Source organism: Streptomyces sp. NPDC051822, from assembly GCF_044452745.1.
In the GTDB taxonomy this organism is placed as follows: Bacteria; Actinomycetota; Actinomycetes; order Streptomycetales; family Streptomycetaceae; genus Streptomyces.
In genome coordinates this window covers 643,886-669,599 of sequence record NZ_JBITBZ010000003.1, presented here as the reverse complement: position 1 = coordinate 669,599, position 25,714 = coordinate 643,886, and the positions used below count along the sequence as shown (strand labels likewise).

23 protein-coding genes and 1 pseudogene are annotated in these 25,714 nt (G+C 73.5%); 11 read left to right on the top strand and 13 right to left on the bottom strand.

Going from position 1 to position 25,714, the window contains the following annotated elements:
• Positions 1 to 20: 20 nt before the first annotated feature.
• Positions 21 to 923, bottom strand: a complete 903-nt coding sequence (locus tag ACIA8N_RS13525; RefSeq protein WP_365781079.1) for an NAD-dependent protein deacetylase — start codon at positions 921 to 923, stop codon at positions 21 to 23.
• A gap of 463 nt (positions 924 to 1,386) precedes the next feature.
• Between ACIA8N_RS13525 and ACIA8N_RS13520 the strand changes: the two are divergent.
• Together ACIA8N_RS13520 and ACIA8N_RS13515 are read left to right on the top strand one after the other, a co-directional pair.
• Positions 1,387 to 1,554, top strand: a pseudogene (locus ACIA8N_RS13520) (cryptochrome/photolyase family protein); the annotation flags it as partial.
• Positions 1,555 to 1,853: 299 nt separating this feature from the next.
• The gene (locus ACIA8N_RS13515) at positions 1,854 to 3,110 is read left to right on the top strand and encodes an NAD(P)/FAD-dependent oxidoreductase (protein ID WP_365787670.1); all 1,257 of its coding nucleotides are present in this window, start codon (positions 1,854 to 1,856) and stop codon (positions 3,108 to 3,110) included.
• A gap of 180 nt (positions 3,111 to 3,290) precedes the next feature.
• Here the strand turns inward: ACIA8N_RS13515 and ACIA8N_RS13510 are convergent, their stop codons facing one another.
• Positions 3,291 to 3,866, bottom strand: coding sequence for a VanZ family protein (locus tag ACIA8N_RS13510; RefSeq protein ID WP_365787668.1), 576 nt, complete (start codon positions 3,864 to 3,866; stop codon positions 3,291 to 3,293).
• Between the two features lie 298 nt (positions 3,867 to 4,164).
• Between ACIA8N_RS13510 and ACIA8N_RS13505 the strand changes: the two genes are divergently transcribed.
• The 3 genes from ACIA8N_RS13505 (at position 4,165) to ppk2 (ending at position 6,368) form a co-directional block, all read left to right on the top strand.
• Entirely contained in the window at positions 4,165 to 4,845 is a 681-nt protein-coding gene (locus tag ACIA8N_RS13505) for a DUF4230 domain-containing protein (RefSeq protein ID WP_399416300.1), read from the top strand.
• Positions 4,846 to 4,968: 123 nt separating this feature from the next.
• Positions 4,969 to 5,412: a hypothetical protein gene (locus ACIA8N_RS13500; protein WP_365787667.1), complete on the top strand. Its 444-nt coding sequence runs from the start codon at positions 4,969 to 4,971 to the stop codon at positions 5,410 to 5,412.
• Positions 5,409 to 6,368 (top strand): polyphosphate kinase 2, encoded by a 960-nt coding sequence (gene ppk2, locus ACIA8N_RS13495; protein WP_365787665.1) that lies wholly within the window; start codon positions 5,409 to 5,411, stop codon positions 6,366 to 6,368. The genes ACIA8N_RS13500 and ppk2 overlap by 4 nt, the downstream gene beginning before the upstream one ends.
• A 90-nt stretch (positions 6,369 to 6,458) precedes the next feature.
• Here the strand turns inward: ppk2 and ACIA8N_RS13490 are convergent, their stop codons facing one another.
• The gene (locus ACIA8N_RS13490; RefSeq protein ID WP_399416298.1) at positions 6,459 to 7,316 is read right to left on the bottom strand and encodes an RNA polymerase sigma factor SigF; all 858 of its coding nucleotides are present in this window, start codon (positions 7,314 to 7,316) and stop codon (positions 6,459 to 6,461) included.
• A 182-nt stretch (positions 7,317 to 7,498) separates the two neighbouring features.
• Complete coding sequence (locus ACIA8N_RS13485) at positions 7,499 to 7,924, bottom strand: SsgA family sporulation/cell division regulator (RefSeq protein WP_365787661.1); 426 nt, start codon at positions 7,922 to 7,924, stop codon at positions 7,499 to 7,501.
• Between the two features lie 267 nt (positions 7,925 to 8,191).
• Between ACIA8N_RS13485 and ACIA8N_RS13480 the strand changes: the two genes are divergently transcribed.
• On the top strand, positions 8,192 to 8,449 hold the full coding sequence (locus tag ACIA8N_RS13480; RefSeq protein WP_365787659.1) for a WhiB family transcriptional regulator: 258 nt from the start codon (positions 8,192 to 8,194) through the stop codon (positions 8,447 to 8,449).
• Positions 8,450 to 8,487: 38 nt separating this feature from the next.
• On the opposite strand, the gene ACIA8N_RS13475 is transcribed toward ACIA8N_RS13480, so the two are convergent.
• Both ACIA8N_RS13475 and ACIA8N_RS13470 read right to left on the bottom strand, forming a co-directional pair.
• On the bottom strand, positions 8,488 to 8,973 hold the full coding sequence (locus tag ACIA8N_RS13475; protein WP_365787657.1) for an ATP-binding protein: 486 nt from the start codon (positions 8,971 to 8,973) through the stop codon (positions 8,488 to 8,490).
• Positions 8,974 to 9,086: 113 nt separating this feature from the next.
• Positions 9,087 to 10,310 (bottom strand): GAF domain-containing SpoIIE family protein phosphatase, encoded by a 1,224-nt coding sequence (locus tag ACIA8N_RS13470; RefSeq protein ID WP_365787655.1) that lies wholly within the window; start codon positions 10,308 to 10,310, stop codon positions 9,087 to 9,089.
• Positions 10,311 to 10,405: 95 nt separating this feature from the next.
• On the opposite strand from ACIA8N_RS13470, the gene ACIA8N_RS13465 reads away from it, so the two are divergent.
• Complete coding sequence (locus tag ACIA8N_RS13465) at positions 10,406 to 10,918, top strand: MarR family transcriptional regulator (RefSeq protein WP_365787653.1); 513 nt, start codon at positions 10,406 to 10,408, stop codon at positions 10,916 to 10,918.
• A 118-nt stretch (positions 10,919 to 11,036) separates the two neighbouring features.
• On the opposite strand, the gene ACIA8N_RS13460 is transcribed toward ACIA8N_RS13465, so the two are convergent.
• From ACIA8N_RS13460 to ACIA8N_RS13445, 4 genes are all read right to left on the bottom strand, one after another.
• Entirely contained in the window at positions 11,037 to 12,212 is a 1,176-nt protein-coding gene (locus ACIA8N_RS13460; RefSeq protein WP_365787651.1) for a PP2C family protein-serine/threonine phosphatase, read from the bottom strand.
• Positions 12,213 to 12,276: 64 nt separating this feature from the next.
• The gene (locus tag ACIA8N_RS13455; protein WP_365787649.1) at positions 12,277 to 12,645 is read right to left on the bottom strand and encodes an STAS domain-containing protein; all 369 of its coding nucleotides are present in this window, start codon (positions 12,643 to 12,645) and stop codon (positions 12,277 to 12,279) included.
• Between the two features lie 55 nt (positions 12,646 to 12,700).
• Complete coding sequence (locus ACIA8N_RS13450) at positions 12,701 to 15,196, bottom strand: SpoIIE family protein phosphatase (RefSeq protein WP_365787647.1); 2,496 nt, start codon at positions 15,194 to 15,196, stop codon at positions 12,701 to 12,703.
• 115 nt (positions 15,197 to 15,311) lie between these two features.
• Positions 15,312 to 19,064: a HAMP domain-containing protein gene (locus ACIA8N_RS13445; protein ID WP_365787645.1), complete on the bottom strand. Its 3,753-nt coding sequence runs from the start codon at positions 19,062 to 19,064 to the stop codon at positions 15,312 to 15,314.
• Between the two features lie 283 nt (positions 19,065 to 19,347).
• Here ACIA8N_RS13445 and ACIA8N_RS13440 point away from each other — a divergent pair, with 283 nt between their 5' ends.
• Positions 19,348 to 19,602, top strand: a complete 255-nt coding sequence (locus tag ACIA8N_RS13440) for a DUF5133 domain-containing protein (RefSeq protein ID WP_365787643.1) — start codon at positions 19,348 to 19,350, stop codon at positions 19,600 to 19,602.
• Positions 19,603 to 19,704: 102 nt separating this feature from the next.
• Here ACIA8N_RS13440 and ACIA8N_RS13435 read toward each other — a convergent pair whose 3' ends face one another.
• A complete protein-coding gene (locus tag ACIA8N_RS13435) occupies positions 19,705 to 19,866 on the bottom strand; it encodes a hypothetical protein (protein WP_030552721.1) in 162 nt (53 codons plus the stop codon).
• Positions 19,867 to 19,973: 107 nt separating this feature from the next.
• Positions 19,974 to 20,345, bottom strand: coding sequence for a hypothetical protein (locus ACIA8N_RS13430; protein ID WP_365787640.1), 372 nt, complete (start codon positions 20,343 to 20,345; stop codon positions 19,974 to 19,976).
• Between the two features lie 143 nt (positions 20,346 to 20,488).
• Between ACIA8N_RS13430 and ACIA8N_RS13425 the strand changes: the two genes are divergently transcribed.
• The 3 genes from ACIA8N_RS13425 to ACIA8N_RS13415 all read left to right on the top strand — a co-directional run bounded on the left by ACIA8N_RS13425 (position 20,489) and on the right by ACIA8N_RS13415 (position 24,113).
• Entirely contained in the window at positions 20,489 to 22,081 is a 1,593-nt protein-coding gene (locus ACIA8N_RS13425) for an FMN-binding glutamate synthase family protein (RefSeq protein WP_365787638.1), read from the top strand.
• A 32-nt stretch (positions 22,082 to 22,113) separates the two neighbouring features.
• Positions 22,114 to 23,844, top strand: a complete 1,731-nt coding sequence (locus ACIA8N_RS13420) for a thiamine pyrophosphate-dependent enzyme (RefSeq protein WP_365787635.1) — start codon at positions 22,114 to 22,116, stop codon at positions 23,842 to 23,844.
• Between the two features lie 95 nt (positions 23,845 to 23,939).
• Entirely contained in the window at positions 23,940 to 24,113 is a 174-nt protein-coding gene (locus tag ACIA8N_RS13415; protein WP_365787633.1) for a CsbD family protein, read from the top strand.
• Positions 24,114 to 24,203: 90 nt separating this feature from the next.
• Here the strand turns inward: ACIA8N_RS13415 and ACIA8N_RS13410 are convergent, their stop codons facing one another.
• Entirely contained in the window at positions 24,204 to 24,785 is a 582-nt protein-coding gene (locus ACIA8N_RS13410) for a DUF6328 family protein (RefSeq protein WP_365787950.1), read from the bottom strand.
• Between the last annotated feature and the right edge of the window lie 929 nt (positions 24,786 to 25,714).

Sequence of the window (25,714 nt, the reverse complement as noted above, 5' to 3'; positions counted from 1 at the left end):
CGAGAGCAGGACGCGCCGCTTCAGGCCGCCGGTGCCCCGCCGTCAACGGGGACGCCCAGTCGGCCGGCCAGGGTGGTCAGGGTCGGCCCCAGTGGGAGAGCGACGCGGGCGACGGCGTGCCGGTCGCCCCGCGTGGGGTCCCGGTTGACGATCAGCACCGGCTTCCCCGTCTGGGCCGCCTGGCGCACGAACCGCAGCCCGGACATCACGGTCAGCGAGGAGCCCAGGACCAGGAGCGAGGTCGCCGCGTCGACCAGTTCTCGGCAGTACTCGACCCGCTGCGGCGGAACGGCCTCGCCGAAGAACACCACGTCCGGTTTGAGGATGCCGCCGCACGCGGAGCAGGGCACCACGGAGAAGTCCCCGACCTGCTCGTCGGTGAGGTCGGCGTCGCCGTCCGGATTCAGTCCGGCGGCCACCGGCGCGAACCCCGCGTTGGCCTCCTCCAGCCGCCGGGCGAGCTCCCGGCGCGAGCCGGAAGCGCCGCAGGAAAGGCAGACGACCCTGCCCAGGCTTCCGTGGAGCTCCACCACACCCTCGCTGCCGGCGGCGTGGTGCAGGCCGTCGACGTTCTGGGTGATCACACCCGAGAGCAGACCGTGCCGCCCGAACGCCGCCACAGCCCGATGCCCGGCGTTGGGCCGGGCCCTGCCGAACGTGCGCCAGCCGAGGTGACTGCGCGCCCAGTACCGGCGCCGGGCCCGGGCGCTGGCCGTGAACTCCTGGTAGGTCATCGGCGTATGCCGCCGCAGGCTCCCGCCCTCACTCCGATAGTCAGGGATGCCCGACTCCGTGGACATGCCCGCCCCGCTGAGCACCAGCACACCGCCGGCCCTCAGTACCTCGGCGACAGGCTCGGGATCCGTGATGCCTGGCGGCAGATCCTGGGGCGGAGTCCAGCTCAGAGTGGGACGCATGCGCATGCCGCCAGCGTACGGAACGGGCCTGGCAACGGCACGGGCCACGACCCCGCGGAGCCGATGGCCACCGAAGGCCTCCCGTCGCGGACGTCAGGGCACACGCCCCGCCACCGAGCCGGGAGAGCGCGCACAACCTGCTCTGGCTGGGCGCGGCCCGCGGGCCGCGCCCAGGGCGACCGCGGTACGTCCTTCCGGTTCCCGGAAGGGGGCATGAGGGCCTGCGGTTCTTCGGCGGGGTCGCTGGACTCGTGTCCAGTTCCGCCGCCGAGCGGACAACGGAGGCGGCGGGGCGCCCCGAACCGGGCATCGATGCATCCGGCGGGCGCGCCCGGGGCGAAGAGAAGGACGAGGCGTGCGGGAGGCCGGTCGTCGTCGGGGAGTGCCCGACGTCCTCGGGTACCGCCCGGAGGTCGCCGAGCACGACCTGGATGTCGTCGAGGACGTCCCGGAGGCGGACGGAGGAGGCATGACGGACACGCACCGGATCTTCGGGGGCCGGCTGAGGCCTGCCTTCCCGGCGCCGGGCGCGGAGGGGCCCGCGCCCGGCGCCCCCGTGGTGATGATCGAAGCCCGCTCCGTCCTTCGCCGTCGGCGCCTTCACAGGGCGAAGGCCCGCCTCGCCCTGTGGGCCATCCCGCGCCCGACGGTTCTCGGCGGCTACGCGCTCCGGCGCATGAGCGACCTGTGCGGGCCGTGCCCCTACCGGCCCGACCGGCGGGTCGGCGAGGACGCCTGCCCGTTGACGGCCGGATGTCCCGGCAGGTGGCGGGACCGGACCGGCTGCGGGACCTGTCCGCCCTCCTCGAAAAGGAGCGGCAGCGGGGCGCAGGCCCGCCCTGACGGCTCCGCGCGCTCGCGCGCCCCCGCCGGGGGCGCGCGCCCGGGCCACGGCACGAGGGCAGGGCGACCTCGCGGACACGTGGAGAGGACGGCATGAAGAGGACGACGGGCGAAACACGGTACGACGCGGTGGTCGTCGGAGCGGGGGCCGCGGGCCTCGCCTGCGCCGCCGACCTGTGCGCGGCGGGCCTGCGAGTGGTGCTCCTGGAAGCGGGTGACGCGGTGGGCGGCCGGATGCGCACCGACCGGGTGGCGGGCTTCACCGTGGACCGCGGCTTCCAGGTCTTCAACACCTCGTATCCGCAGGTGAAGCGGCGGGTGCGGCTGAAGCCCCTGAGGCTGCGACCGTTCACACCGGGGGTTCTCCTGCACACCGAGCGCGGGCCGCTCCGGTTCACGGATCCGAGCCGCCGCCCCGGCGACGCCCGGGACCTGCTGCCGGGGCGGCTCGCGTCGGGCCGCGACCTGCTCGCGCTCTCCGTCCTGTCGGCGCGGGACGCGCTGGCGCCGGCGGCCGTGCTGCGGCGCGGCGCCGACGGGACCACGCGGGAGGCGCTGGCCGCGGCGGGGGTGTCGCCGCAGCTCGTGGAGACGTTCTTCCGACCGTTCCTCTCCGGCGTGTTCCTGGAGGACCGGCTGGAGACCTCGGCGCGCTTCTTCCACCTGGTGTGGCGGAGCATGCTGCGCGGCACCCTGTGCCTCCCGGCCGAGGGGATCGGCGCCGTGCCCGCCCAGCTCGCCGCGCGGCTGCCGCCGAATGTGCCGTGCACCGGATCCGTGGTGACCGCGCTGGGGCCGGACGGCGTGGTCCTCGCCGACGGGCGCGAGGTGCGGTCCCGCGCGGTCGTCGTCGCCACCGGGCAGCGGGTGGCGGCCGAGCTGCTGCCGGGACTTCCCGTCCCGGACGGGAGGACCGTGACCACGCTGTACCACGCGGCCGACCGGCCTCCCCTGGACGAGCCCGTGCTGGTCGTCGACTCCGCGCGCAGGTTCCTCAACACCTGCGTCCTCACCGCCGTCCAGCCCGGATTCGCCGCCGACGGCCGGGCGCTGGTGTCCACGTCGGTGCTCGGCTCCCCCGGACCGTCGGACACGGCGGCGGTGCTCGCGGCTCTGGGCGAGGTGTACGGCGCGGACACGGCCGACTGGGAGCCGGTCCACCGCGTCACGGTCCAGGACGCGCTGCCGGCGATGCCGGGCCCGATGCCGCTGTCCCGGTCCGTGCGGTGGGCACCCGGTCGGTACGTGTGCGGGGATCATCGGGCGACAGGTTCGGTCCAGGGCGCGCTGGCCTCGGGCGGGCGGGCGGCCCGCGCGGTCCTGGACGACCTGCGGGCGGGGGCGGTCTGAGAGACCGCCCCCTCGTGGGGCAGAGGCGGCGGCTTCTCGGCCCCAGGACAGGGAGTGGGCCGGCCGGTAAAGGATCGTTTCGAGGGGCACCGGCGTCCCTCAGTACGGGCGTCCCCGCGGCCACGCCCCGGCGGGTACTCCCTCGGTCGGTCCTGCGCCGGAGCCCGTCGTCCCGGCTGGTCATCCCGAGGTACGGGCCCGGCGCCGGCGCTGCCACCAGTGGGGGCGGGTGCGGGGGTGCACGGCCCGGCCCAGCCGCCGGCCGACGGTCACGTAGCCGAGCAGCGCTCCCGTGGTGTTGAGGAGGACGTCGTCGATGTCGAAGGCGCGGCCCGTGACGAGCGCCCCCTGCACCAGCTCCACGAGCAGCATGGTGGCAGCGGTGAGGAGCGCCACACGGAGGAAGCCGCGGGCCTTGCGGGACAGCAGCGGCAGCAGGAGCCCGAAGGGGACGCCGAGGAGGATGTTGCCCCCGAGCTGCTTGACCGTGTCCACGAACGCGGGCCGGCCGAGGTAGGCCTCGATCGAGCGCCCGGGCGTCAGGTTGCTGTGGGTGAGGGGCACGGAGGTCGGCGAGGCCTCCAGCGTCAGCCGGGCCAGGACCACGGCGAACGCCACCATGCCCGCGAGGGCCGTGAGGGCGACGAGCGCCCGCACGAACCGACCCGGGCCGCGCCGGACCGCGACCGCGGCTGCGGCCCGAGGCGCCGCGGTGTCCCGGTCCTTGCGCTCAGGGCTCCCGCCGGCCGGCGCCACGCCGCCCGTACCCCCCGCGTCTCCCCCACTTCCCCCACCTCTCCCGTCGCCCCCGTCCCCGCCGTCCCCTCCGGCGGGGACACCGCCCCGTCCCTTCGACGCTCTCCGACCGAACATGAGCCGTCTCCTCCCCTTGGCGTCCTCGCGTGAACGGATCCCACGTACCCCCGCTGGGGGACCGCATGCCCTGCGGTCCTCGGAGGCACTCACCTCCGAACCACCCTCCCCTCGGGCCCCAACAGAGCCCGTTTTCTGCGGAGTTGGGTGTGGAAGCGGCGGGCTCGGGCATCCGGCCCGCATGGGAGAAGAGACCGAGAACAGACCCCCGCCGACCCGCCGTTCGTGGAAGCGCCCCGGAGGGAGGTGGCCCCTCGCCGCCGTCGTCCTGCTCGTGCTCGCCGTCGCCCTCATGCTGATCGGCCAGTTCCTCCGGGTCCCCGGCCTGGACGTCTTCGGCACGGACGTGAAGGACCGCTCCGGCCCCGCCGTCCTGAAGTCCGTCCAGGACCTGAGCCGGTACGAGGGGGCGGCGGGGACCTACCAGGTGGTGGTCGACCTGGAGCACGACGCGCGGTTCCTGCCCGACGCGATCCGCGGCACCCGCACCCTGTACGTGGCGATCGGCAGCGTCGCCGCCTACGTCGAGTTCGGCGGCCTCGGGGACGACGCCGTGACCGTCGACGCCGACCGGACCGAGGCCACCCTCCGGCTGCCGCACGCCCGGCCGGCCGATCCGGCCCTCGATCCGGAGCGGTCGTACGCCGTGTCGAAGCAGCGCGGTCTGCTCGACCGGATCGGCGACCTCTTCTCGGACAACCCCGCGAGCGAGCAGGCCGTCCACGTGCTCGCCGCCCGGCGCATCGGCGACGCGGCCCGCGAGTCCGACCTGACGTCCCGGGCGGAACGGAACACCGCCGCGATGCTGCGGGAACTGCTGCGCGGCCTGGGCTTCGAGCGGGTGACCGTGACCTTCGTCTGAGCGGGATCCGCCGGGCCGGAGGGTGTTCCGCGGGGCGGGGCGCCGTCCGGCCCGACCGTGCCGTCCGGGTGATGTGTCGGCAGTCACGCTGGTGCCGGTGCGCCGACGGGGCAAGGGGCCCCTATGAGCATTCACGACGACGACCGGGACGGCCCGGGCCCCGCCGCCCCGGACGCCCCCACGGTCGAGGCCCTCGGTTCGCTGTCCAAGGCCCTGGAGACCGTGGAGCGCGCCCGGGGCCATCTGTACGGCTTCCACCAGCTGACCGGCACCGCGGACTTCGAGCTCGACCGGGCGGTCGGGCTGCTGCGGAGGGCGGGGCACCACGCCTGGGCGGACCGGGTGGAGACCGAGATCCTGGGGCGCAACGTCATGCCGGGCCACTGGACGTACCAGATCGTCGACGCCTACAACGAGACCTACTACGAGCCGTTCCGAGAACTGGAGCGCACCGCGGTCTCGGCCCTTGCCGGCGGTCACGAGCACCGCTTCGAGGCCCGGCTCCAGCGGGAGCGCCGCACTCCCGGCCACCCCGACCACGCCCCGGCCGAAGGAGCCGACACATGAGCGACGCCGACGACCCCGCCGACGACCTGCTGGCCGGGCTGAGGGTGGACACCAGCCAGCCGGAGCAGCCCGTCCTGCTGGACGCGCAGGGGGGACCGATCCGGACCTGGCGCGAGAACTACCCCTACGACCGGAAGGTCAGCCGCCGGGAGTACGAACGGACCAAGCGGGTCCTGCAGATCGAGCTGCTGAAGCTGCAGCGCTGGGTCAGGGAGACGGGGGCCCGGCTGGTCGTGATCTGCGAGGGGCGGGACGCCGCGGGGAAGGGCGGCACGATCCAGCGCTTCACGGAGCGGCTCAACCCCCGTGGGGCGAGGATCGTCGCCCTGGACAAGCCGACCGAGCGGGAGGCGGGACAGTGGTACTTCCAGCGGTACGTCCCGCACCTGCCGGCGCACGGCGAGATCGTGTTCTTCGACCGTTCCTGGCACAACCGCGCGGGTGTCGAGAAGGTCATGGGCTTCTGCACGGAGGAGGAGCACGCGCTCTTCCTCCGGCAGTGCCCGGCCTTCGAGTCGATGCTGGTCGAGGACGGCATCATCCTGGTCAAGTTCTGGTTCTCGGTCTCCCGCGCTGAGCAGCGCACCCGGTTCGCGATCCGGCAGGTGGACCCCGTCCGCCAGTGGAAGCTGTCGCCGACGGATCTGGCCTCGCTCGACCTGTGGGACGCGTACACCGCCGCGAAGATCGAGATGTTCCGCGCGACCGACACCGCCGACGCGCCGTGGACGGTCGTCAAGAGCAACGACAAGCGCCGGGGGCGGCTGGAGGCGATGCGCTATCTGCTGTGGCGGGTCGACTACGCCAACAAGGACGCCGAGGTCGTCGGCCGGCCCGATCCCCTGATCGTGGGGGCCGCCGACACCCTCCTGGAACCGGGAGAGGAGCCGTCGGCGCTCTCCCCCACGCCGCTGGCCGGGCCTCCGGTGGGCCGGGGCCAGCACCCGCCCGCATGAGAACGGCTCCAGGGTTCCCGCACCGGCAGACGCGTCCGGTGCGGGAACCCTGGAGCCGTGCGGCCGGCCGGATCAGCCGGACCAACCGGATCAGCCGGCGCCGGTGCCCAGCAGGCCCTCGCGCAGGCGCTTCACGGTGCGCGCGAGCAGCCGCGAAACGTGCATCTGCGAGCAGCCCAGGTGTTCACCGATCTGAGCCTGGGTCAGTTCCTCGACGAACCGCAGATGGATGATCCGGCGGTCGCGCTCGTCGAGGTCGGCGATGAGCGGGGCCAGCGAGTGGAAGTCCTCCACCAGCGCCATGGCGGGGTCCTCGCTGCCGATGAAGTCGGCCAGCGAGGCGTCGCCGTCCTCGTCCTCGCCGCCGAGGGCGGCGTCCAGCGACGAGGAGTTGTAGCCGTTGGAGGCCAGCCGCGCCTCGGTGACCTCCTCCTCGGTGAGGCTCATCAGGTCGGCCAGCTCCTTGACCGTCGGCGTCCGGCCGAGGCGGGTGCTGAGTTCCTCGGTCGCCTTGGCCAGCTCCACCCGGGCCTCCTGGAGCCGGCGGGGTACGTGTACCGCCCAGGAGGTGTCCCGGAAGAACCGCTTGATCTCGCCGACGATGTAGGGAACGGCGAAGGTGGTGAACTCGACCTCCCGCGACAGCTCGAACCGGTCGATCGCCTTGATCAGGCCGATCATCCCGACCTGGACGATGTCCTCCATCTCGTCGGCGCGGTGGCGGAACCGCCCGGCGGCGTAGCGGACCAGGCTCATGTTCATCTCGATGAGGGTGTTGCGCGCGTACTGGTACTCGTGCGTCCCCTCCTCCAGCGTCGCGAGCTCCTGGAAGAAGACCTTCGACAGGACCCTCGCGTCCTTGGGCGCGACCGCCAACGTGTCCGGGATCTGCGGCAGCGTCCCCGCTCCGGACTCGACTCCCGTGGTCGACATCGTGGTGACCGTCACACCATTCCCCTTTCACGTGTATTCCTCATCGGGACGCGTAGCCCTGAGGGTGCTCGCCTACCCGCACTTCTCACGTCCACGCCCATCAACTTCAGACAGAACCTCAAAACTGGTCGCGCCGCTCCGCGGACCCCGTACGCGGACGGGTGTCGGCCCCGTACGGCGGTCCGGCGTAGCGCACTTCAGCGCCTCAGGGACGCGAGCAGCGGTCCCCAGTCGATGTGGCGTTCCTCCGTGCCCTGCGGCACCGCGACGAAGGTCTCGCGCACGAAGCGCCCGAGTGCCTCCTGCTCACACCTGACGAGGGCGCGCTGTCCCGCCGGCCCGAGCCGCAGGAGGAGTCCGCCGTGGGGGGCGGGACCGAGCCGGATCTCTCCGTGGCCGGTGGGCCGGCGCGATCCGGTGAGGATCATCTCGCGGTCGACTCGCCACACCACCGGGTCCTCGTCGAAAAGGTGGAAGGTGATGCTCAGGGCGTGCGGGTCGCGGGAGTCGTAGCCGACGGTGGTGTCGATCGGGACCGCCACGTCCGGGGTGAGCAGTTCCATGGCCATGGGCTGGGTGAGGACGCGGGGTGCGGGGAGCGGCGCGACGGGGTGCTGGGGCATGGGTTCCTCCGGCTGAGAGGCTGTCAGCGAGCGGGTGCGGTGTCCGCTTGACCCGTCCCGCCCCTGTTACACCTCGTGCCGCCGTGCTGGATGTGCCGATGGTGTCGCGATCGGGTGAAGAACGTGAAAGTCCGTCAGGGACCCGCGATGCACGCGCCCTTCGAGGCACACCGCTCGGGATGCCGCCGTCACACCCGGGTTTCACGGACGGACGAACGGTCAGGCGAACGGGGACACGAATCCCTACTCACGTGCCAGGAGGCTCACATGGACAGCTGGCGTACGGCCGCGGCCTGCCAGGAGGTCGACCCCGATCTGTTCTTCCCGGTGGGGACCGGCTCCCCCGCCCTCGCCCAGGCGGAGGAGGCCAAGAGGGTCTGCGGGCGCTGCTCGGTACGCGAACCGTGCCTGCGCTCGGCCCTCGCGCAACCGCACCCGCCCTCGGGCGTGTGGGGCGGCCTGACCGAGGCCGAGCGGCATTCGCTGGCACGCCGGGCCCGCCTCAGGGCGGACAACCGCCGGTGACCGGCCCGCCGGTCAGGTGCCGGTGCGTCGGCGTGGCGTCAGCGCGATCGTCGGTCCGGCGCGGGCGCCGTGTCGGCGTACTCCGGCAGGAGGGAGAGGCGGGCGCGGACCCGCTTCCCCTCGGGGGCGGGCTCCACGGTCACGCTCTCGCAGACGGCGACGACGATCTCGACGCCGTGCTGACCGATGCGGCGGGGGTCGTGGCCGCGGGGCACGGGGGCGGCGGCCTCCTGGTCGAAGACCGAGATCTCCAGGATGTCGCGGCCCAGTTCGAGGAGGAGCCGGCAGGGGCCGGCCGTGTGCCGGATCGCGTTGGTGACCAGTTCGCTGACCACCAGCTGCGCGAGCTCGACGCGCTCCTGAACGACCGGTCCGGGCAGCACGATCGGGGCGGCCGCGAGGAAGTCGGCCGTGAAGGCGCGGGCAGAGGCGATCGCCCCGCCGCCGGAGGCGTCGTCGTAGAGGGCACCCGCGGACAGCAGGGGCTCCGGAACCGCGCGCTCCGCGGTGATCGCGTCCGTCATGACGCTGACACTCCCCTCGTCCTGGGTCGGCGGCTGGGCTTCCTCGTACCCGCATTTCCCCTCTTCATGGTTTCCACACCGCCCGCGCGCGGATCACACCCGCCGACAGCGCGTCAAGGGGACGCAGGGGCGGTCGGGGTGGGCACCCCGCGCCGTCCCTCGCCCGGGGTTCCGGCCTCGTGGCCGCGCCAGTCGAGGCAGAGTACGAGGACGGCGTCCGGCGCGCCACGGGGTGTCCCGCGCAGCGCCCGTACGACGGCCCGGGGGACGTCCGCGCCCTTCCGGCGGCGTGCGCCGGCGAGGGCGCGGGCGACGGGACCGTCCGGCGCCTCGTGCCCGTCGCCGGCCGTCGGCTCTCCGGTGCCGTGGGCGACGAAGACCAGCCGGTCGCCGCGCAGGAGGCGCAAGGGCTGGGGGGTGTAGACGGTGTCCTCGAACATGCCCAGGGGCAGTTGGCGGTCCAGTTCGATGCGCTCGGTCACGGTGGAGCGGACACGCCAGAGCGTCGGCGACCCGGCGTCCACCACCTCGGCCTCGCCGGTGGTCAGGTCGAGCCGGAGCAGCAGGGCGGAGAGCGGGTGCTCGCCGCGGTACTGCCCGTAGAGCGCCTGGTCGGTGAGGCTGGCCTGGGTCACCAGGTCGAGGCCGGCCCGCCGGGCGTTGCGGATCGCGGTCAGGGCGAGGGTGCTCGCCAGGGCGGCCGGGGTGCCGGGGCCGGCGCCGTCGGCGACGACGATCACCAGGTGCCGGTCGGTGGCGCTCCAGTCCAGGAGGTGTCCTCCGGAGGTGTAGGAGGGCTCCCAGTGGGCGTGGAGGTCGAAGGCCGGTCCGGCGCAGGCCCGGCCCGGCAGGGTGTCCCACTGCATCTCCCCGGCGACGCTGAGGGCGTGCGTCCTGCGGGTGCGGCGGTACAGGTCGGTGTGGCGGTCGGCGACGCGCAGGGCGTGTCCGAGGGCCTCGGCGACCGGGGCGAGGCTCGCGGTGGTCTCCGGGGTGGACCGGTCCGCGGGCAGGACGACGACCAGGACGCCGAATCGGTCGCCGCGGACCGTGACGGGCAGGTAAACGGTCGCCGTGGGCCCGCCATCACGGAAAAGATATGGTTGCTGGGTGCGGAAGACGCGGCCGGCTGGGCCCGCGTCCACGGGCGTGTGCGGCATCCCGGCAGGTGTCTGGACGGGCTCCACGGGGCGCAGGGTCGTGAATCCGTAGTCGACGAGCAGCAGGTCGGCGGAGGTCGCGGCGTGCTGGTGCGCCAGACTGGTACGGAGGGAGTCCAGGAGGAGGTGTGGTGCCGCCCCGCGCAGTGCGCCTCCCACTGTCGCGTGTCGATCCACCGGATCCGTACCGCCTTCTGGAGAGATGTGGAGATGACCGGTCCGTCGCAAGGCCGCTGTTCCCGGCCCGGGACGTCCGAGGAGGGTCGGCAGGCATGAACGGCAACCCCGCCCCGCCGCCGCGGGAACCGCAGCGGACGGCCGAGTCCGCCCGGGAGCTCATCGAGCTGCTGGAGGTGCTGTGGGAGCGCGGCCGCGACATGGTGTCGTCGACACCCGTCTCGGCGAGTCAGCTGCGCGTGCTGTACAGCCTGGACCGCGAGGAGGGCATCAGCCTGCGCACCCTGGGCGAGCTGCTCGGCTCCGCACCGCCCTCGGTGAGCCGCATGTGCGACCGGCTGGAGGCGCTGGGCTTCGTGCAGCGGCTGCCCAGCCCCGTGAGCCGCCGGCAGCTGGAGCTGCACCTGACCGCGCACGGCAAGGCGTACCTGCGGGACCTCAGGGCCCAGCGTGAGGAGGCCCTGCTCGCGGTCATCGCGGACATGTCACCGACGAGCCGCAAGGCGCTGCTACGGGGGCTCACCGGCTTCCACGAGGCCGTGGGAGGGGGCGGAGCGGCCGCCTCGTCACCCGCCCGCACGCCGCTGAAGGACGTCAGTTCGGCCTGATCCCCGCGCGACGCCGGCTCCGGCCGTGCGCACACCCCATGTCCTCATTGCCACCTCTGGTCGTCCTTGACGGCGTACTTCCGCGCACCCGCCAGGTGTTGCCCCAAGGATACAGTTGTCACGCAGCAACTGTTGACGCGGTGCCGTGCCAGTCGAGGCAGACGACCAGGGCGTCGTCCTCCAGCGGGATGCCGCCGTGGTGGACGGCGAGCTCCCGGAGCACCGCCTGCGGCACGTGTGTGGGCGGCAGCAGCCGCGTCCCTCGCAGCGCGCGGGCCAGCGCCCGGTCCCCGTAGCTCTCCCCCGCCGGCGAGACGGCCGCGTACACGCCGTCGCTGCCGAACAGCAGCCGGTCGCCGGGCCGCACCGCGAACCGCTCGGGCACGTACACGGAGTCCTCGAACATGCCGAGGGGCAGCTGCGCCTCGAAGCCGATGGACTCCACCGCCTGCCCCCGCTGCCGCCACAGACGGGGCGATCCCGCGTCCACGGCCTCCACCTCGCCCGTGGCCAGGTCGAAGCAGAGCAGCAGCACCGACACGAAGGCCTCGCCCCGGTAATGGGCGTACACGGCCTGGTCCGCCAGCGCCGCCTGGTCCGCCAGCGGGAGGCCGGCCCGGCGGGCGTTGCGGAGCGCGTTGATCGCGAGGTTCGTCAGCAGGGCGGCCTCGATGCCCTCCCCCATGCCGTTGGTGACCGTCAGGGTCAGCCGGCCGTCCGAGACCGACCAGTCGTAGTTGTCGCCGAAGATGGCGTAGGCGGGCTCCAGATGGGCGGCGAGGGCGAACTCGGGACGGGCGCAGGAACGTCCGGGCAGCAGCTGCCACTGCATCTCCGCGGCGAGCGTGAGCCGTGTCGCACGCCGCGCCAGGACGTACAGGTCCGTGTCGCGCTCCGCCACCAGGATCTCGTGGCCGAGCGCCTCGCAGACCTGGGCGAGCCCCGGCAGCAGCGGCACGAGGTCGGCCTCCGGGGGCAGCTCGGCCGTCAGCACCCCCAGCCGGTCCCCGCGGACGGTGACGGGCAGGTGGACCCGGAGCGCCCCGGACTCCCGGACCACGTGCGGCTCCTGGGCGCCGAAGGCGCGTCCCTGGGGACTGCCGTGGATCGGCACCGACGGATCGGCCCCGGAGTCGTGCCCGACGGGCTGGAGCGTGCGCAAAGCGTAGTCGGCCAGGCGGAGTTCCACCCGCAGTGCCCCGCAGTGCTCCCTCAGGGCGTCCTCGACGACCTCCACGAGCCGGTGCGGAGCCGCCCGGCGGAGCGCCTGCTCCAGCTCGGCGATCTCGTGCACGGTCCTCCTCTTCCTCTTCCTCTTCCCCGGGCCGGTCCCGTGCACGGGACCGGCCACCCGTCCGCTATCTCGCGCCGCCGGCCGCGGCCAGCGCGTCCGCTACGCCGTCGTGGGGCGGGATCGTCGTCGTCACGCCGGTGATCTCCAGGATGCGGCGCACGGCCGGGGTCGGCGCGGCGAGATACAGGTCGCCGCCGGTCTCCCGCGCCTTGTTGACCGCCCTGATCAGGACGTTCAGGCCCGAGGAGTCCATGAAGCCGAGGGCGGACAGGTCCAGCACGAGGCGGCGCCGTCCCTGGCCGAACTGTTCCGTCAGAAGGTCCTGCAGCCGGCCGGCCGTCTCCATGTCCAGCTCGCCCTCGACGGTCAGCACCGCCGTGCGGTCGTCGCGGATCTCGACGTCGACGTTCAGGTTCGGTTCTCGCTCGGACATGTTCCCTGCTTTCCATGGGGGGGGGTGGGGCCGGTCCCGGGGCGGACGGACGGGGTCATGACACCTGGACACCGACCACGCACGTGTCGTCGTCCGTGTCCGACTTGCTGCGCGCCAGCAGCCGGTCCAGCAGGCGTTCGAGGCTGTCGGACGGCTGCCGGGCGACGGTGAGCAGCTGGGCGACGGAATCGTGGACGGCGGTGTCCCGCCGCTCGACGAGCCCGTCGGTGTACATCAGCAGCGTGTCGCCGGGTTCGAGCCGCAGCTCCGACTCCTCGTACTCCGCCTCCGCGAGGGCCCCCAGCAGCAGCCCGCGCAGGAGCGGCAGGTCGAACGCCTCGTCCCCGCGGACCAGCACCGGCGGGAGGTGTCCCGCGCGGGCCCAGCGCAGCGTGCGGCTCCCGGGGTCGTAGATGCCGCACACGGCGGTGGCCGTCAGATGGGCGGTGAGGTGGTGGGCGACGCTGTTGAGCCAGGACAGCAGCTGACCCGGGCCCGCGCCCGTGACGGCGAGGCCGCGGAGGGCGTTGCGCAGCACCACCATGCCGGTGGCGGCCTCCACGCCGTGGCCGGCGACGTCCCCGACGCACAGGAGCACCTTCCCGGACGGCAGCACGACCGCGTCGTACCAGTCACCGCCGACCAGGGACTCGGACTCGGCGGGACGGTAGCGCACGGCGACGTCGAGTCCCGGCGCGTCGAGCGGCGGCTTGGCCGGCGGCATGATGGCGTGCTGGAGCTGCAGGGTGAGCCGGTTGCGTTCCTCGGCCTCCTCCTCCGTCGCCGCCAGCCGGTCGCGGGTGGCCGTGAGGGCGACCTCGGTCCAGTGCTGCGCCGAGATGTCCTGGTAGGCGCCCCGGACCGCCTGGAGACCGCCGTCGGTGCCCAGGGCGGGTTCGGCGGTCACCCGGATGTGCCGCGTGACGCCGTCGTGGCGGAGCATGCGGAAGGCGGTGGAGCCCACCTGCCGCTGGTGCAGCACCCTCTGGAGGAAGCGGCGGATGGTGTCGGCGTCGTCGGGGTGGGCGTGGGCGGCGAGGTCGCGGAGGGCGACCGGCGGCTCCGTCGGCATGCGTCCGAAGAGCTCGTACAGCTGGCCGTGCCAGGTGATGTCCCCGGCTACCACGTCCTCCTCGAAGGCGCCGACCCGGCCGAGGCGCTGGGCGTGCTGGAGGAGGCCGGCGAGGCGCGCCGACTCGTCCTCGACGCGCCAGATGAGCAGGACGCTCGCGCCGTACCGGCTGATGCTGATGTCGGCGAGCGAGGCGAGCGGCACCTGGTCCACCAGGGCCGTGAGCCGGGCCCGGCGGGCCCGAAACGGCTCCCCCGTGGCATAGACCCGCTCGATCCGATCGAAGAGTTCGCTGCCGTCCGCCGTTGCCGGGTACGCCTCCAGGAGCAGGGCCCCGTCGACGGAGCCGCGGGGCCGTCCGGCCGGATCCCGGAAGTGCGCGTTGGCGTGCCGGATGCGGAAGTCGACGAGCTTCCCCGCCTCGTCCAGGTGGGGGGTGAGGACGAGGGCGGGGTCGTAGAGCCCGTCCGAGAGTTCGGCGAGGGCCGGTGCCCCGTGCCCGCCGGGGACCGGGAAGCCGCCGGGGCCGGAGGAGCCACCGGGGGACGCCTCGGGCAGCGCCTCCAGGGTGTGGGCACAGAGCTCGGCGAGGGCCTCGATCTGGCGTTCCACGGCCTGTGGCAGGGGGTCGAGCGGACGGGCCCAGCAGATCTCCAGGACGCCGTGGATGCGGCCGCCGGTCCCGGCGGGGACGACGACGCGGCCGCCGTCGGGATGGCGCGCGCGGCCGATCGAGGGGATGCCCGCGGCCGCCAGGGAGGTGTACCGGACGGTGCGGCGCCCGGTGAGCGCCTGGCGGGCCGCGGTGGTCACCCCCGGCGGCACGTAGTGCCAGCGGGCCGCCTCGTCGAGGCCGAAGCCGGCATGGCCGCGCAGGCTCAGCGAGGTGTCGGGGCCGGTGGTCCAGATCGCCACGGCGACGGCGCCCAGGGGTTCAAGGGCGTGCCGGAGCAGCGACTCGGCGACGGACTGGGTGTCGCCGGCGCTGAGCGCCGCGCTCTCCGCCGTGCGCAGCCGCACGGCGACCGAGGTGTCGGTGGCGGTGGCGGTAGCGGTAGTGGCGGTGGCGGCGGGCTCGCCGACGGCCGTCCTCACGAACTCGTCCGCAGCCTCGGCCATCCGGTCCCTGGCGGCCTGGTTGATGATGTCCGCGGCCAGCTCCAGCCGGGACACTCCGGCCCGGTCTGCGAGCTCCGCGAGCTGGCGGGCCGCCTGGGCGGGGCCGCAGCCCAGGCGCTCGACGATGACCCCCTTGGCGAGTTCGATCAGGGCGCGGCCCTCGGCCGCCGCCTGCGCGGCGCGCACCTCGCCGCGCAGCCGTTCCACCGTGGCGGCCAGCCGGCCGTCGGCGGGGTACGGGACGACCGGCGCGCCGTCGGCGGGGTACGGGACGGCGGTGCCGGTGGTCGGGGGCGCGGCGGCGCCTGCCTCGGGGAGGCCGGCGGACGGGTCTCCGCCCGGGAAGCGGTGGCCGCTCACGTCGGCGACTCCTCGGTCGGGGCAGTGCCCGGGCCGCCGTGGGGACGGGGCCGGGGTGCGCCGGTCCGGCGCTCCGGGGCCGGGCGGGGAGCGCGGGGCGGTCGGGCGGGGACGGTCACGAGGCCGCCCCGCCGTCGAGCCAGCGGCGGACGCAGGCGATGAGTTCGTCGGCGTCGACGGGCTTGGTGACGTAGTCGCTGGCCCCGGAAGCGAGGCTCTTCTCCCGGTCGCCGGGCATGGCCTTCGCGGTGACGGCGATCACGGGCAGGTCCGCGTACTGCGGCAGCTCCCTGATCCGCGCGGTCGCCGTGTAGCCGTCCATCTCCGGCATCATCACGTCCATCAGGACGAGGGAGACGGCCGGGTTCGCCAGGAGCGTCTCGATCCCCTTCCGCCCGTTCTCGGCGTGCAGCACGGTGATGCCGTGCAGCTCCAGGATGCCGCTGAGGGCGTACAGGTTGCGGGCGTCGTCGTCGACGGCGAGGACGGTCCTGCCGCGCAGGGTGGGGTCGATGGCCTGGGGCGCGGGCGCCCAGTGGTCGCCGCGCACCAGGGGCACGACGTCGCCGGGCTGCTCCGCGGACAGGTGGAGGGCGATCCGCTCGCGCAGCTCGTCGAGGCTGGAGAGGAGTTCCAGCGGACGTCGGCGGGCGAGGGTCTGGAGGGCGCCCTCCTCGTCGGCGGGGAGCCGGCGGTTGTTGTGGGCGAGGACGGGGACGGTGCGCAGCGCCTCGTCGCCGTCCATGGCGTCCAGGAAGCGCAGGGCGTCGCCGTCCGCCATGTCGACGTCGAGCACGACGCAGTGGAACGGCTGGGTGGCGAGCGCGGAGGCGGCCTCCTGGGGGCCGACCACCGCGATCAGTTCGATGTCCGCCCGGCCCGTGTGCCCGCCGTCGGCGGCCAGTTGGGTGACCGCGTTCTCGGCGACGACGGCGAGGAGCCCGCGCGGACGCTCCTCGATGACGAGGAGGCGCCGGGTCGGCCTGGCGGTCGGGGCCCCGGGCAGCGCGAGCGCGGCGCCTCGGGCCGGGGCCGGGACGGTGAGTACCCCCGAGGGGTCCGCCGGCGGGGCGGCGGGGTCGGGCTGCTCGGTGAAGTCGGTGCGGGTGACCGGGAGGTAGAGGGTGAAGGTGCTGCCCTCGCCGGGCACGCTCGTGACGGTGAGGGCGCCGCCGAGCAGATGCGCGATCTCGCGGCTGATGGAGAGGCCCAGGCCGGTGCCGCCGTACTTGCGGTTGGTCGTCCCGTCGGCCTGCTGGAAGGCGCCGAAGATGGCCTCCAGGTTCTCGGGGGCGATGCCGATGCCGGTGTCGGTGACGCGGATGGCGACGACGGGGCCGCCGCGGTGCACGGTCACGGGCAACTCGCCGTCCGAGGCCGGTTCGATGCGCAGCTCGATGCTGCCGTGCTCGGTGAACTTGACGGCGTTCGACAGCAGGTTGCGCAGCACCTGCCGGAGCCGCGCGTCGTCGGTGACGAGGTCGACGGGGACGCCGGCGGCCGTGGAGACCGCGAAGGCGAGGCTCTTCTGCGAGGTGAGGGGGCGGAACGTGGCCTCGACGTAGTCGAGGAGCCTGCGCAGGGGCACGCGCTCCGGGTTGAGGTCCATCTTCCCGGCCTCCACCTTGGAGAGGTCGAGGATGTCGTTGATCAGCTGGAGCAGGTCGGATCCGGCCGAGTGGATGATGCCGGCGTACTCGACCTGCTTGGCCGTGAGGTTGCGGGGCGAGTTCTGGGCCAGCAACTGGGCCAGGATCAGCAGGCTGTTGAGCGGGGTGCGCAGTTCGTGGCTCATGTTGGCCAGGAACTCCGACTTGTACGTGGAGGCCAGGGCGAGCTGCTGGGCGCGGTCTTCCAGCTCCTGCCGGGCCTGCTCGATCTGGAGGTTCTTGGCCTCGATGTCGCGGTTCTGCGTGGCGAGCAGGGCGGCCTTCTCCTCCAGCTCGGCGTTGGAGCGCTGGAGTTCCTCCTGCCGTACCTGGAGTTCCTCGGTGCGCGAGCGGAGTTCGCCTGCGAGGCGCTGGGACTCGTCCAGGAGTTCGTCGGTGCGGGCGTTGGCGACGATGGTGCTCAGGTTGACGCCGACGGTCTCCATGAGCTGTTCCAGGAAGTCCCGGTGCACGGAGGTGAAGGGGCTGAAGGACATCAGCTCGATGACGCCGAGCACCTGCTCCTCGACGACGACCGGCAGCACCACGAGGCTGCCCCGGGACGTGCTGCCGAGACCCGAGGAGATCCTGACGTAGTCGGCGGGCACGTTCTCGGCGGCGATGGTGCGGCGGCTGCGGGCGGCCTGTCCGACGAGCGACTCGCCCAGCCGGAAGCGGACCCTGTCCTCGTCGCCCGCGGGGCGTCCGTAGGAGCCGACGAGGCCCAGCTCGACGCCGTCGGCGCCCTCCTCCGCGAGGTAGAACGCGCCGTACTGGGCGGCCACGAGCGGGGTCAGCTCGTCCATGACGAGTTCGGCGACGACGGCCAGGTCGCGGTGGCCCTGCATCAGTGAGGACATCCGGGCAAGACTGGACTTGAGCCAGTCCTGCTCCTGGTTGGCCCGCGTCGTCTCGCGCAGCGAGCCGACCATGGCGTTGATGTTGTCCTTGAGCTCGGCCACCTCGCCCGACGCCTCGACGGTGATCGAGCGGGTGAGGTCGCCCTCGGCGACGGCGCTCGCGACCTCGGCGATGGCGCGAACCTGGCGGGTGAGGTTGCCCGCCAGCTCGTTGACGTTCTCGGTCAGCCGCTTCCAGGTGCCGGAAACCCCCTCGACCTCGGCCTGGCCGCCGAGCCGGCCCTCGCTGCCGACCTCGCGGGCCACGCGGGTCACCTCGGCCGCGAACGAGGACAGCTGGTCGACCATCGTGTTGATGGTCGTCTTGAGCTCCAGGATCTCGCCCCGGGCGTCGACGTCGATCTTCTTCGACAGGTCGCCGTTGGCGACGGCGGTCGTGACCTGGGCGATGTTCCGGACCTGTCCGGTCAGGTTGTTCGCCATGGAGTTGACGTTGTCGGTGAGGTCCTGCCAGGTGCCGGCCACGTTCGGCACCCTGGCCTGGCCGCCGAGCCGTCCCTCGGTGCCGACCTCGCGGGCCACGCGGGTCACCTCGTCGGCGAAGGCCGAGAGCTGGTCGACCATCGTGTTGATGGTCGTCTTGAGCTCCAGGATCTCGCCCCGGGCGTCCACGTCGACCTTCTTCGACAGGTCGCCGCCCGCGACGGCGGTGGCGACGTGGGCGATCGCCCGCACCTGCGCGGTGAGGTTCCCCGCCATCGAGTTGACGGAGTCGGTCAGGTCGCGCCAGGTACCGGAGACGCCCTTCACGTCGGCCTGTCCCCCGAGGATGCCCTCGGTGCCCACGTCACGGGCCATGCGCGTGACCTCGTCGGCGAAGGCCGAGAGCTGGTCGACCATCGTGTTGATGGTGTTCTTCAGCTCCAGGATCTCGCCGCGCGCGTCCACGTCGATCTTCTGGGAGAGGTCGCCCTTGGCGACGGCCGTCGCCACATGGGCGATGTCACGGACCTGGGTGGTGAGGTTGCCGGCCATCGCGTTCACCGAGTCGGTCAGGTCGGCCCAGGTGCCGGAGACGCCGGGCACGGCGGCCTGCCCGCCGAGCGTCCCTTCCGTGCCGACCTCGCGCGCCACCCGCGTCACCTCGGAGGTGAACAGGGACAGCTGGTCGACCATCCCGTTGAACACCTGCGAGATCTCGCCCATGAGCCCGTCCGCCTCGTCCGGCAGACGGGTACCGAAATCGCCGTCCCGCACGGCCGTGAGCCCGGCCAGCAGCTGACGGAGTCCAGGCTCGACCACCGCGGCCGGTCCGGGGTGCTCCCGGCCGGAGGAGCCCCTGGTCGTCGTCTCAGACATGCCCCATCCTCGTTCCCCACCAAGCGTGCGCACATGGACCGTGCGGCCCACGCCGCGCGCCGGACGTCCGCTCCCCCGGGGGCTTCCGGCTGCCGCGATGGTTGCCGTACGGCAATCATGACGACACTACCCCTCCGTGATCGACAAGAGGAGGGCGGTGCCGGGTCATCCGGCCGGAACCCGTCCTCTCCGGCCCCGAAGCGATGGGCATACGACACCCGGACCGGGGTACACGGGCGTCGAACCGGGCGGTCCCCCGCCCCGACGACGAGGGGAGCAGTACGTGCTGATGGCCCATCCCGCGGTCCTGCGCAATCTCATCGAGGAGTACGAGACGCTCAAGGTGCTCCAGGCCGAGAACGGCCGCGAAGAAGTACGGCGGCGCATGGACGACCTCGCATACACGCTGTGCGTCTCCACCGGTACGCGTGACGTGGACGCGGCGCTGATCGCGGCCCGCCATCGCCTGCCGGGCGCGCGCCCCGAGGACGACTCGGTGCTGAGCGCCCGAGCAGACGACTCGGTGCTGAGCGCCTGAGCACACGGCTGAGCCCGGCACTCTCCGCACGGAGGTGCCGGGCTCGGTCACGCCGACGGGCGGCGCGCGCACGCCAGGGGCGGGCGCGCGCCGCGGGGCCGCCTACCAGCGGTACCAGCGGCCCGTGCCGCCCTTCGGCCGGGCCACGAAGCCCAGCAGCCACACGACGAGCACGATGACGGCGATCCACCAGAGCGCCTTGACGGCGAAGCCGGCGCCGAAGAGGAGCAGGGCGAGCAGCAGTACCAGAAGCAGGGGGACCATGCGGATCAACCTCCGTAAGGACGGTGACGAGAAGTAGACGGAAAGGAGAGGGACGACCGGGACGGCTTACACACGCACCGGCCTCCTACGAGGGCGGGAAGGCCCGCTCAGCCGCGGCGTTCGAGGAAGAGGGCCACCGGGCCGAGGTCGCGCCGCGCGGCCAGGCGCCCGGCCCGGCGCCCCCACCCGTACACGAGGGCGAGCGCGGCCGCCGTGCCGGCGGCGGCACCGGCCGTCACGGTCGGGTGGGCACGCGCGGCGGCCCACAGGTCGCTCCCGGCGCCGCGTGCCACGTACGCGGCCGCGCGGGCCTTCTGGGCGAACGGCGCGGGCAGGACGCGCGGCTCTCCGTGAGCGGCCGGCTCGTACCTCTCGTCCACGTCGGGGTCGTCCACCCGCGTCAGGAAGGGGTAGTCCGGGACGGCGTAGGGGCCGGTCCAGGGGAACTGGTTCCGTTCGCTGTTCTCCGAAGCACTCATGGGCATCGTCTCGCCGGACTCCCGCACGCTAAACCTGGTGGACCCGAGCCCACCGGTCCCGCCCCGCCCGTTCCCCTCGCACGTTCCCCCCGCCCGTTCCCCTCGCGCGCTTGACCGCGCCGGTGCGGGACAGACGGCCGTCCATGGTGACGTCACTGCTCGTGCTCTGCCCCGCTCTCACCGCGCTCGCCACCGGCCTCGCGGCCGTCCTGGTGTCCCCGTGGTGGTGGTGCGCGGCCGGACCCGCCCTGCTGCTCGCCGCGGTCGCGTCGTACGACGTCGTCCAGCGGCGCCACTCGATCCTGCGCAACTACCCGCTCCTCGGGCACCTGCGGTTCGCGATGGAGGCGATCCGCCCCGAGGTGCAGCAGTACTTCGTCGAGGGGAACGTCGACGGCGTGCCCTTCGACCGGGACACCCGGTCCATCGTGTACGAGCGGGCGAAGGGGACGGACGCCGAGGACCCCTTCGGCACCGAGCTGGAGCTGGACCGGGCCGGCACCGAGTACCTGGTCCCCTCCATGGCCCCGCGCCCGGTGCCGGACGAGCCGCCCCGGGTCCGGATCGGCGGCCCCGACTGCGCCCGGCCCTACGACATGGCCCTGCTCAACGTGTCGGCGATGAGCTTCGGCTCCCTGTCGGCCCGGGCGGTCCGCGCCCTGAACGAGGGCGCCCGGCGCGGTGGCTTCGCCCACGACACCGGCGAGGGCGGCATATCGGAGCACCACCTCGCCGCCGGCGGCGACCTCGTCTGGGAGATCGGGACCGGGTACTTCGGCTGCCGCGCCGAGGACGGCGGCTTCGACGCGCGGCGGTTCGCCGAGAAGGCCGCGCTCGACCAGGTCGCCTGCGTCCTGCTGAAGATCAGCCAAGGCGCGAAGCCCGGCATCGGGGGCGTACTGCCCGGCTCCAAGGTCGGCCGGGAGATCGCCGCCGTCCGCGGCGTCCCCCAGGGCCGCACGGTGGTCTCCCCGCCGTACCACCGCGTCTACCGGACCCCCCGGGAACTGGTGCGCTTCCTCGGCCGGATGCGGGAGCTCTCCGGCGGCAAGCCGGTCGGCTTCAAGCTGTGCGTGGGTGCGCGCCGCGACTTCCTCGCCGTCTGCAAGGCGATGCTGGAGGAGGACCTCACGCCCGACTTCATCGTCGTCGACGGGGCGGAGGGCGGCACGGGCGCCGCCCCGCTGGAGTTCGCGGACACCGTCGGCCTGCCCCTCACCGAGGGCCTGACCACGGTGCACCGGACCCTCGTCGGCACGGGGCTGCGCGACCGGATCCGGATCGGCGCCTCCGGCAAGATCGCCACCGGGAGCGACATCGTCAAGCGGCTGATCCAGGGCGCCGACTACACCAACTCCGCCCGGGCCATGATGTTCGCCCTCGGGTGCATCCAGGCCCAGCGCTGCCACACCAACACCTGTCCCGTAGGGGTGGCCACCCAGGACCCACGGCGCGCCCGCGCCCTCGACGTCCAGGACAAGGCGGAGCGGGTCCGGCGCTTCCAGGAGGCCACCGTCCGGAGCGCCCTCGCACTCATGGCCGCCATGGGTGCCGACGGCCCCCGGGAGCTGGGGCCCGGCATGCTGCTGCGCCGGGTCGGACCGGACGCCGTGCGGTCCCACGCCGAGCTGTACGAACCTCTCGAACCCGGTCTGCTCCTGTCGCCCGCATCGGTTCCGGACACGTGGGCAGGCGACTGGAAGGCAGCTCATCCGGACCGGTTCACCCTCCGGTGAACCGGTCGACGTCCACAGTGGAGGGACACCCCATGACTCGTACCGTCGCGCAGGTGATCGTCGACGGGCTCGCGGAGCTCGGTGTCGGCCGTGTCTTCGGCGTGGTCGGCGACGCGCTCAACCCGCTCACCGACGCCATCCGGACCACGGAGGGCATCGACTGGACCGGCTTCCGCCACGAGGAGGCGGCGGCCTTCGCCGCCGGAGCGCGCGCCCAGCTCTCCGGAGAACTGGCCGTCTGCATGGGCACGGTGGGACCGGGCTCGGTACACCTGCTGAACGGCCTGTACGACGCGGCCAAGAGCGGGGCTCCGGTCCTGGCGATCTGCGGTCAGGTGCCGCTGTCGGAGGTGGGCGGGGACTACTTCCAGGAGGTCGACAACGACCTCCTCTTCCGGGACGTGGCCGTGTACCGGGCCACCGTGACCTCCCCGTCCCAGATGCCCCGGCTGCTGGAGTCCGCGGTGCGGGCGGCCGTGACCGGGCGGGGCGTGGCGGTGCTGACCGTCCCCGGCGACCTCGGCGACCGGGAGGTCGAGGAGGACCGGCCGACGCGGTTCGCGCTGCCGCGCCCGGCCGTCACGCGTCCCGACGACCCGGCGCTCGCCGAGGCGGCCGAGGCGATCGCCCAAGGATCGCGGGTCACCCTCCTGGTCGGGCGCGGAGCCAGGGAGGCCCGCGAGGAGGTGCTGCGCGCCGCCGAACTGCTCTCGGCGCCGATGGTGCTGACCCTTAAGGGCAAGGAGGGCTTCGAGGACGACAACCCGTACGAGGTCGGCCAGACCGGCCTCATCGGCAATCCGGCCGCGGCCCACGCCATGGACTCCTGCGACACGCTGATCATGCTCGGGACGGACTTCCCGTACCGGGACTGGTATCCGGAGGACTGCCGGATCGTGCAGATCGACACCCGCGAGGAGCACCTCGGGCGCCGCGTCCCGGTGGACGTCGGGCTCGCCGGGGACGTGGGGGCGACGCTGCGGGCCCTGCTGCCGCTGCTGGCGCCCGTCCCGTCGCGCTCCCACCTCGACGAGGCCCGCGAGCGGTACGCGGACTGGCAGAAGGACCAGGCCGGCCTCGCCGACCCCGCCCACGACAGGCGTCTCCTTGGCCGGGTGCGGGCCATGTTCGACAACCGGGAGGCGGACATCCGTCCCGAGGCTCTCGCGGCGGCCCTCGACCGCCACGCCGCCGACGACGCGATCTTCACCTCGGACACCGGGATGGCCACCGTGTGGCTCTCGCGGCTCGTGCGGATGCGCGGCACCCGACGGCTGATCGGCTCCTACAACCTCGGCTCCATGGCCAATGCCATGCCCCAGGCCATCGGGGCGCAGCTGTGGGCGCCGGACCGGCAGGTCGTGGCCTTCTGCGGCGACGGCGGACTCGGCATGCTGCTCGGCGACCTGATGACCATCCGCTCCGAGCGGTTGCCGGTGAAGCTCGTCGTCTTCGACAACCGCCGCCTCGGCATGGTCAAGCTGGAGCAGGAGCAGGCCGGGCTTCCCGAGTTCGGGACGGTACTGGACAACCCCGACTTCGCCGCGGTGGCCGAGGCGCTCGGGCTGACCGGCATCCGCGTCACCGCGCCGGGCGAGCTGGACGACGCCGTGCGCAAGGCGCTCGCCCTTCCCGGCCCCGTCCTCCTCGACGTGCTGACCAACCCCTCGGAGGTGGCCGTGCCGGGGAAGCCGACGGTGTCGCAGGGGTGGGGCTTCGCCATCGCCAAGATCAAGGAGAACCTCCCCTCCGGTGCGGGCTGAGCGGTGAAGCGCCGGATTTCCATGGGTTTGATCTCACCGATTCCGGCGAGGCGTTCTGTTGTCAGATGTGTCGCACGGAGAAGGAGTGATCCCTCGTGTCCGGTGAGCAGAAGATGAAGGCCAAGCGCGAGCAGGCCAAGGGCAAGGTCAAGGAGGCGGCGGGCCGGATGACCGACGACGAGCGTCTCGAGGCGGAAGGCCGGGCCGAACAGGCCAAGGGCGACGCGCGTGCCGCGAAGGAGAAGGCGAAGGACGCCTTCAAGCACTGATCCGACGGACGACGGACCTCGTCCGGCACGGAGAGGGGCGGCCCGCCATCCGGCGGGCCGCCCCTCTCCGTCGTCTTGGTCGTGCTCCGGTCAGCTTCTGTCGGCGTAGTGCGTGCGGACCCACAGGGGCAGGGCGAACCAGCAGATCAGGTACCAGGCGAGGACGCCGGAGACCAGCCAGGGCACGTACGGGTCGTGCGTCGCCACCCTCAGGATGAGGAACAGGGCGGCCGTCAGCGTCGCGAGCAGCAGCAGGATGCCGGTGAAGGTGAGCCGGGAGGCCCAGACGACGGCCTGGGGCTTGACCCGCCGCCCCGACACGATCCGGTGGATGGAGACGGGGCCTATCAGCGCGCCCGTCGCCAGCGACCCGAGGACGACCGTGACCAGGTAGATCGTCTTGTCGGTCTGCTCCAGGTCGTGGAAGAGCGGGGTGAACACCACGGTGAGGAGGAAGCCGAGGAGGATCTGGACGCCGGTCTGGGCGACCCGGATCTCCTGGAGGAGCTCCTGCCAGCGCCGGTCCGCGCGCTCCTCCTCCGTCTCGCCTCGCCCGTCGTGCCCGCCGGAGCCGGTGCCGGCACCAGTGCCGCCGTCCGGCACTTGTGCCTTCCCGCCGTGCCGTGCCTCCCTCGGCTCGTCCTCCGGCGTACCGCCGTTGCGTTCGTTCATGACGATCCTCCTCTGCATCACGGGGCAGGAGCGGCCCCGCACCACGGGGCCGCTCGGCGCGTCGCGGGGCGGTACGGGGCGTCCCCGGCCGGATCTCTTCGGGGGCGCGGCGCGGACGTGCGGCGCCCTGGAGCGGTGCGGGCACGGCGGAAGCCCCCGTCGAGCGTGGGGGCTTCCGTCCGGCGCGGTACGGGGCGGAGTCAGGCCCGCGGCGTACCGGCCGTTCGCGGGGGCGCGTGGTGACGCCACCGTCCGCGACGGGCGTTCCCGTCGTCGCCGGGCGGCCACCCGCGGTCACCGGCGGCGGGCCCGTCGGCCCATCCGCGCAGCCCCTCCTGCCCGTCCCGTCCGCGCGGTGCGTCGGGGGTCACGGCGGGAGCGTAGGTGCGGTTCTCTCCGCTCCGGCCCGAGGCACTGGGGTTCTCGGACGGAACTGCGGCCTCCGGCGGCCGCGACGGCGGCGTCACCGGAGGGCTGGTCGGGCGACGGGGCGGGCGGGTAATGCCCGGCGTGGGGTTACCCGGGTACGGCGGCTCGCGCCGATGCCCGTGGGTCCCGGGGGTCGTCCCCGGTCCCGAGGGGCCACCGGAGGGGCGGGCGAGGCGGCGAGGCCGGGTCGGTCCCACCGGCGCGGCCCACGGCGCCACACGGAGGAGGGCTCGGGTCGGGTTCGACATGAGCGCCTCCTGGGTGGGTTCCGCGGGCCGGCTGTCCGTCACCTTGCTTCCGGTGCCTATCAGTTCGGCTTGCCGCTCTCGCCGGGGTCAAACCCGAAGTATGCGAGAAGACCGCTCGGCGGTCCGGGCCCGCCGGGGCGAGTCGGCTCGGGGCGCCGGCTCGGGGCGCCGGCTCGGGGCGCCGGCTCGGGGCGCCGGCTCGGGGCGCCGGCTCGGGGCGCCGGCTCGGGGCGCCGGCTCGGGGCGCCGGCG

Bases quoted from the DNA above. Each gene is read 5' to 3' on its own strand.
- ACIA8N_RS13445 (WP_365787645.1), bottom strand. From the start codon at position 19,064: ATGTCTGAGACGACGACCAGGGGCTCCTCCGGCCGGGAGCACCCCGGA.
- ACIA8N_RS13465 (WP_365787653.1), top strand. From the start codon at position 10,406: ATGAACGGCAACCCCGCCCCGCCGCCGCGGGAACCGCAGCGGACGGCC.
- ACIA8N_RS13515 (WP_365787670.1), top strand. From the start codon at position 1,854: ATGAAGAGGACGACGGGCGAAACACGGTACGACGCGGTGGTCGTCGGA.
- ACIA8N_RS13505 (WP_399416300.1), top strand. From the start codon at position 4,165: ATGGGAGAAGAGACCGAGAACAGACCCCCGCCGACCCGCCGTTCGTGG.
- ACIA8N_RS13420 (WP_365787635.1), top strand. From the start codon at position 22,114: ATGACTCGTACCGTCGCGCAGGTGATCGTCGACGGGCTCGCGGAGCTC.
- ACIA8N_RS13480 (WP_365787659.1), top strand. From the start codon at position 8,192: ATGGACAGCTGGCGTACGGCCGCGGCCTGCCAGGAGGTCGACCCCGAT.
- ACIA8N_RS13425 (WP_365787638.1), top strand. From the start codon at position 20,489: ATGGTGACGTCACTGCTCGTGCTCTGCCCCGCTCTCACCGCGCTCGCC.
- ACIA8N_RS13455 (WP_365787649.1), bottom strand. From the start codon at position 12,645: ATGTCCGAGCGAGAACCGAACCTGAACGTCGACGTCGAGATCCGCGAC.
- ACIA8N_RS13410 (WP_365787950.1), bottom strand. From the start codon at position 24,785: ATGAACGAACGCAACGGCGGTACGCCGGAGGACGAGCCGAGGGAGGCA.
- ACIA8N_RS13475 (WP_365787657.1), bottom strand. From the start codon at position 8,973: ATGACGGACGCGATCACCGCGGAGCGCGCGGTTCCGGAGCCCCTGCTG.
- ppk2 (WP_365787665.1), top strand. From the start codon at position 5,409: ATGAGCGACGCCGACGACCCCGCCGACGACCTGCTGGCCGGGCTGAGG.
- ACIA8N_RS13430 (WP_365787640.1), bottom strand. From the start codon at position 20,345: ATGAGTGCTTCGGAGAACAGCGAACGGAACCAGTTCCCCTGGACCGGC.
- ACIA8N_RS13485 (WP_365787661.1), bottom strand. From the start codon at position 7,924: ATGCCCCAGCACCCCGTCGCGCCGCTCCCCGCACCCCGCGTCCTCACC.
- ACIA8N_RS13435 (WP_030552721.1), bottom strand. From the start codon at position 19,866: ATGGTCCCCCTGCTTCTGGTACTGCTGCTCGCCCTGCTCCTCTTCGGC.
- ACIA8N_RS13525 (WP_365781079.1), bottom strand. From the start codon at position 923: ATGCGCATGCGTCCCACTCTGAGCTGGACTCCGCCCCAGGATCTGCCG.
- ACIA8N_RS13500 (WP_365787667.1), top strand. From the start codon at position 4,969: ATGAGCATTCACGACGACGACCGGGACGGCCCGGGCCCCGCCGCCCCG.